The following is a 6,000-nucleotide window of genomic DNA, read 5'->3' on the forward strand; positions in this document are numbered from 1 at the left end:
CGATGCTTTTCAGCACATGATTAGCGAATGGCAAATACAGAACAGCATCAATCAGATCAGCTGCGTAAAGTTTTTTTTGTCTCTGATCGAACCGGCCTCACCGCTGAGTCCTACGGAAAATGCCTGCTTGCGCAGTTTCCCGATCTTGAGTTTGAAACCATCACGCTGGCTTTCGTCGACACCTCAGAAAAAGCCCTGCACGCGCGCGAGCAGATTAATCAGGCGAGTTATGAAACCAAGCTGCAACCTGTTGTGTTCAGCACCCTGGTCAATGATGACGAACAATACATCATTGAAAGCGCCGATGCCTGCGTGATCAGTCTTTTTCACAGCTTTATAGGCTCCCTTGAAGGCTTTTTTGGTGTAGAATCCTCGCACAAACAAGGGGTCTCTCGTATTTCGTTCAGTGATACGACATACCAGAGACGTCTGGATGCGATTGATTTTTCACTGGTTCATGATGATGGTGTGCGCATCGATCATTACGAACAGGCTGATGTGATTCTGGCTGGTGTATCGCGCTGCGGTAAGACACCGACCAGTCTCTATCTGGCGATGAACTTTTCGCTCAAAGTGGCTAACTATCCGCTGACGCCGGAAGATATGGAGTCAGAAGAGTTGCCGCCTTGTCTGCAGCAGAATGTCGACAAACTGGTGGGCTTGACTATCAAGCCGGTGCCGTTGAGTCGAATCCGGCGCCAACGGCGTCCTGACAGTGATTATTCGTCGCTGGAAATCTGCCAGGCCGAGCTGAATAAAGCCAAAGGCATGTTTGAGAAAGCAGGCATCCCTGTTTTTGATACGACAGATACCTCAATCGAAGAAATTTCCAGCCGTGTCGTCCGTGCCCTGGGGCTCGTACGCGAGCGTGTGAGAGAGTCTGTTTTAATGTTTAACAAGAAAACTAAGCAAGGTAGTTAAATCATGACGGAATACGTAGTCACTCTGGATAAGCTGTGCATGGAGGATGTCGGCAGAGTCGGTGGCAAGAACGCCTCATTGGGTGAAATGCTGCAAAACCTGGCGCCTCTGGGCGTGGACGTTCCGAGTGGTTTTGCGACCACCGCGGATGCCTACCGTGAATTTCTGCGCCATGATGGTCTGCAGGATCAGATTAATGATCTGTTACGTGATTTGGATGTTGACGACGTCAACGAGTTGCAACGGGTCGGTAAACAAATCCGTGACTGGATTATGACCATTCCTTATCCGGCAGCGATGGAAAAAGCGATTGATGATGCTTATGCCGCGCTGGAACAGGAATACGGTCCCGAAACGACCTACGCCGTGCGCTCCTCAGCGACTGCTGAAGATCTGCCTGATGCTTCTTTTGCCGGTCAGCAGGAAACCTTCCTCAATGTCTCCGGCCTCGACAATATCAAAAACCAAATCCGCGAAGTATTTGCCTCGCTGTTCAACGACCGGGCGATTGCCTACCGCGATCACCAGGGCTTTGATCACAGCGAAGTGGCGCTGTCGGCCGGTGTACAGAAAATGGTCCGCTCGGATATTGCCTGCGCCGGTGTCGCCTTCTCACTCGACACTGAAAGCGGTTTCCGTGATGTCGTGTTTGTGACCGGTAGTTACGGTCTGGGCGAAATGGTGGTGCAGGGCGCCGTCAATCCCGATGAATTCTACGTGCACAAAGGCACGCTGGCGGCAGGTCGACCTGCTGTACTGCGTCGCACCGTCGGCCAGAAAGCCATTAAAATGGTCTACTCCGGCGAATCAGACAACCCGGTGAAAACCGTGGAAGTGGAAGGCAATGATCGCCTGCATTTCTGCCTGACCGACAAAGAAATCGAAGATCTGTCCAAGATGGTCGTCACCATCGAAGAGCACTACCAACGTCCGATGGACGTCGAGTGGGCCAAAGACGGTAACGATGGCCGTATATATATAGTTCAGGCGCGTCCTGAAACCGTACAAAGCCGCACCAAGAAAAATGTGCGTGAACAGTTTGTATTGAAAGAAAGCGGTGACCTGATGGCGGTCGGCCGTGCGATCGGCAGTAAGATTGGTCAAGGTAAAGTGCGCCTGCTTAACAGCCTGGACCAAATGGATAAGTTTGAAGCCGGCGATGTCCTGCTCACCGACATGACCGATCCGGACTGGGAACCGATCATGAAACGGGCTTCAGCGATTATCACCAACCGTGGTGGGCGTACCTGTCACGCTGCAATTATCGCCCGCGAGCTGGGTATACCAGCTGTTGTTGGCTGTGGTGATGCCACCGAGAAAGTCGCTGAAGGCACTAATGTCACCGTCTCCTGTGCCCAGGGTGATGAAGGTAACATCTACGAAGGCCTGCTCGAGTTTGAACACCGTGTGGAAGAACTCGACAACATGCCGGAACTGCCGGTCAAAATCATGATGAACGTCGGCAACCCCGACCGCGCGTTCAGCTTTGCCCAACTGCCGAATAAAGGCGTCGGTCTGGCGCGGCTGGAGTTCATTATCAACAATATGATTGGTATTCATCCCAAAGCCCTGATGAATGCCGACCAGATGGAAGGCGATGTCAAACAGGCCATCATCGATCGCACCACCGCCTATGGCGACCCGGTTGAGTTCTATATCAGCCGTATCGCAGAAGGTGTGGCCAGCATTGCGGCTGCCTTCTACCCGGAAACCGTGATTGTGCGGATGTCAGACTTCAAATCCAATGAATATGCCAACCTGATCGGTGGGCCGCTGTTCGAGCCGGAAGAAGAAAACCCGATGATTGGTTTCCGCGGTGCTTCACGCTACAGCTCTGACGATTTTGCTGAATGCTTCAAACTGGAAGCCGAAGCGATGAAGCGGGTACGTGATGAAATGGGGCTGACCAACGTCGAACTGATGATCCCATTCGTGCGTACCACCAAGGAAGCGGAATCGGTCATCAACATCCTCAAGGAAAACGGTCTGGAGCGTGGTAAAAATGGTCTGCGCCTGATCATGATGTGCGAATTGCCATCTAATGCGGTACTGGCGGAAGAATTCCTCGAGTATTTCGACGGCTTCTCTATTGGTTCTAACGATATGACCCAGCTGACATTGGGGCTGGATCGTGACTCGGCGCTGGTGGCGGACTCTTTTGATGAACGCAATCCAGCCGTGCTCAAAATGCTTGATATGGCGATTAAAGCCTGCCGTGATGCCGGTAAATACGTCGGTATTTGTGGACAGGGCCCGTCGGATCATCCGGATCTGGCTGAATGGTTGCTGGAACGCGGTATCAGCAGCATCTCACTGAACCCGGATACCGTGGTCAGCACCTGGCAGATGCTGGCTGAGCAAGACGCCGGTAAATAAATTAATATTTGGCAAAACCCGGTCTACCCAAGCAGGCCGGGTTTTGCTAATATACTCGCCTTCATTGACGAGCCCTCCCCGGGCATTCAACTCGTCAACATGATAACAGTCGGGGCATGGCGCAGCCTGGTAGCGCACTTGCATGGGGTGCAAGGGGTCGTAGGTTCAAATCCTACTGTCCCGACCAAATTTCTCAGTCATCGTCCAATCTCAAAGTGTGACTTGATTCACACTTCTCAGTGTTGTAGTTTAGCAAGCATCTTTTTTTAGATTGCGTGGTAGGGACACACGCGTTAAGCAAGGAGTAAGCATGGAAGCGAGAGCGGAATCGGAGTGTGGGGGACTTCGTACCTGGGGCCTGTTCGAGGTCATCGAAACCGGGGAACAACACATCATTGGACATGCCACGGCATATGGCTTTGACGTCATTACCCAGCAACTGGCGCATGTCGAATTTAATCCTAAAACCAAATCCGGTATTGCCGTTACCAACAATGGCATTCTCTACGCTTTGCAGGGCAAGCCACTGAAGTTCGGCGTTAAAGGCCACGAACAATTACGTGAATTTACGGCTATTCATAACTGCTCAATCAAAGTGCTCAAAGTCTGACTTATTTCACGCGAATTTCGCAGTATCCTGATAAATTGAATCCTGAACTTTGATAGCTAAAGTTCACTCCACCTTCAAACCAGTTCATTCCCGGTGAGCTGGTTTTTTTTTGCCTGAAAGTCAGTCAGTTTTAACTGACTGGGTTGCCGATTTTTTAGTTATTAAATCATAGCGGCGATATTGAGCTTTTTTTTCAATGGATAGATGATGATTACGCGCAGTCATAAATAACGCTGACGGTCACTGACCTGTCGTCAGCTCCTATCTGCGCGAAACTCCCTGCGGGGAGGGAAGGGTGGCACCATTCTGGTGCCACCCTTTTTTTGTATGTGGCACAGGAAAAGACAAGATAGCGTCAGATTGGAAAATGCTAATGAGAATTGTCTTTGTATCAATCTAGCACTGGATATAATGCGACGAACATTTTTATTGTTTTGCTGATGCATTGCTGGTAACTTGTATGTAGATTTTATGCATACATAGTATTATGGCGTTATGGCAACCTCACCTGCACAATGATGCAGGCAAAAAGTATCTCGGCATTGTCCAGGCTCTGGAAGCCGATATCTATGCAGGTCGAATCCGACCCGGTGATCGCCTGCCATCACAGCGTGCCATTGCAGAAGCGCTGGAGGTGGATCTGACAACGGTGACCCGCGCCTTTAATGAAGCACGCCGGCGGGGGCTGGTTGAGGGCAATAAAGGCAGTGGCAGCTACATTCGTGATTCGGTGCAGCAGCAACTGACCTCCAATAAACTGGCGCTGCTGGATCTGAGCATGAATAATCCACCGCAGCCACCACAGGCCAATCTGCAGCAGCGCGTCCCGGAAGGTATCGCCGGTTTGATCGCTGATGAACGGCGGATGCTGCAGCTGCATTATCAGGACAGCGCCGGCAACCCGGTTGACAGAGAAGCAGCCCGTTTCTGGCTGCAGCGTAAAGCCCAACATGTTGATGTTGACCACATTCTGATAGCCAGTGGTGCGCAGAGCGCCCTGTATGGCGTTTGTAAACATCTGCTTCCCTCAGGCGGCATTATGCTGACCCCGGAATATACTTATCCCGGTCTTAAAGCCGTGGCCCGTCAATTGAATATGACTTTGTTGCCGGTTGATTGTGATGAGTCGGGGATCCACCCAGATGCATTGGCACAGCTGTGCCGCGACAATGAAGCAAAGGTGCTGTACCTGATTCCGGCCATTGATAATCCAACGACGGTCACCATGCCACTAGACAGAAGACAGGCGCTGATTGAAGTGGCAGAACAGTATGCACTCAACATCATAGAAGATGATCCCTACTCATCGCTGCAGACTCACCCCGTTCCGGCATTTGTCGAGTTGATGCCAGCGCGCACCTGGCACATCGCCACTTTATCCAAATGCGCTACCCCGGCATTACGGGTGGCGTTTGTGATCGCACCTGATAAACAGGCTCTGCTGTCGTTGGCCGATATTTTAAGGGCAACCAGTTTAATGGCGCCGCCACTGATGTGCGCGCTGGTCACGCGTTGGATTTACGACGGCACGCTGGACGATATTGCCCAGGCCATCAGAGAGGAAAATAAACAACGCCAGCGGCTGGTCGCTGATCTGCTGTCAGATTACACATTCAACGCCGATCAGGATGGTCACCATATCTGGTTGCAGATGCCGCGACACTGGCGGGCTGATGATTTCGCGCGTGAGGCGCAAAGCCAGGGGGTCAGCATCGTGGCCGCCAGAGATTTTGCCATTGCCAGTAAGCCGCTTGAAGCGGTGCGGGTATCGCTGGGACTGGCCGTCGATAAAGGCGCCCTGAATCAGGCCATCAGTATTTTGCAGGGCTTACTGGAACAAACAAAGGTCGCGGAACGTACCGTGATCTGATCGTTCCAAATAAATAGCAGCTAACAGGTAACAGTTATGTCAGTAAATGATATGCACGACGTGGAAAACGTCGACGACATCTACGAAGAAGTCTCCGACTGGCACGTCAACACCGGCGGCGAGAAAGTCGTTGCCAAACGTCTGAAAGGACGGTTCCGGCTGCGTAAATGGATGGGCATGTCCGTCTGGTCGCTTTTCTTTCTCGGTCCCTACCTGCGTTGGG

Annotated in this window: 4 protein-coding genes, 1 tRNA gene and 1 pseudogene; all 6 read left to right on the plus strand. The window is 51.7% G+C overall.

Annotation, left to right across the window (positions count from 1 at the left end; genetic code table 11):
* The first annotated feature begins 27 nt into the window (after positions 1-27).
* On the plus strand, positions 28-921 hold the full coding sequence (locus Q0X64_RS02830) for a pyruvate, water dikinase regulatory protein (RefSeq protein WP_297808789.1): 894 nt from the start codon (positions 28-30) through the stop codon (positions 919-921).
* Positions 922-924: 3 nt separating this feature from the next.
* The gene (gene ppsA, locus Q0X64_RS02835; protein ID WP_297808792.1) at positions 925-3,297 is read left to right on the plus strand and encodes a phosphoenolpyruvate synthase; all 2,373 of its coding nucleotides are present in this window, start codon (positions 925-927) and stop codon (positions 3,295-3,297) included.
* A 110-nt stretch (positions 3,298-3,407) separates the two neighbouring features.
* Positions 3,408-3,484: transfer RNA gene (locus Q0X64_RS02840), tRNA-Pro, on the plus strand.
* 123 nt (positions 3,485-3,607) lie between these two features.
* Positions 3,608-3,907 (plus strand): hypothetical protein, encoded by a 300-nt coding sequence (locus Q0X64_RS02845; RefSeq protein WP_297808795.1) that lies wholly within the window; start codon positions 3,608-3,610, stop codon positions 3,905-3,907.
* Between the two features lie 487 nt (positions 3,908-4,394).
* The gene (locus tag Q0X64_RS02850; protein WP_297808798.1) at positions 4,395-5,777 is read left to right on the plus strand and encodes a PLP-dependent aminotransferase family protein; all 1,383 of its coding nucleotides are present in this window, start codon (positions 4,395-4,397) and stop codon (positions 5,775-5,777) included.
* A gap of 36 nt (positions 5,778-5,813) precedes the next feature.
* Positions 5,814-6,000: pseudogene (locus Q0X64_RS02855) on the plus strand (cytochrome c oxidase accessory protein CcoG); the annotation flags it as partial.

The organism is uncultured Methylophaga sp. (assembly GCF_947259025.1).
In the GTDB taxonomy this organism is placed as follows: Bacteria; Pseudomonadota; Gammaproteobacteria; order Nitrosococcales; family Methylophagaceae; genus Methylophaga.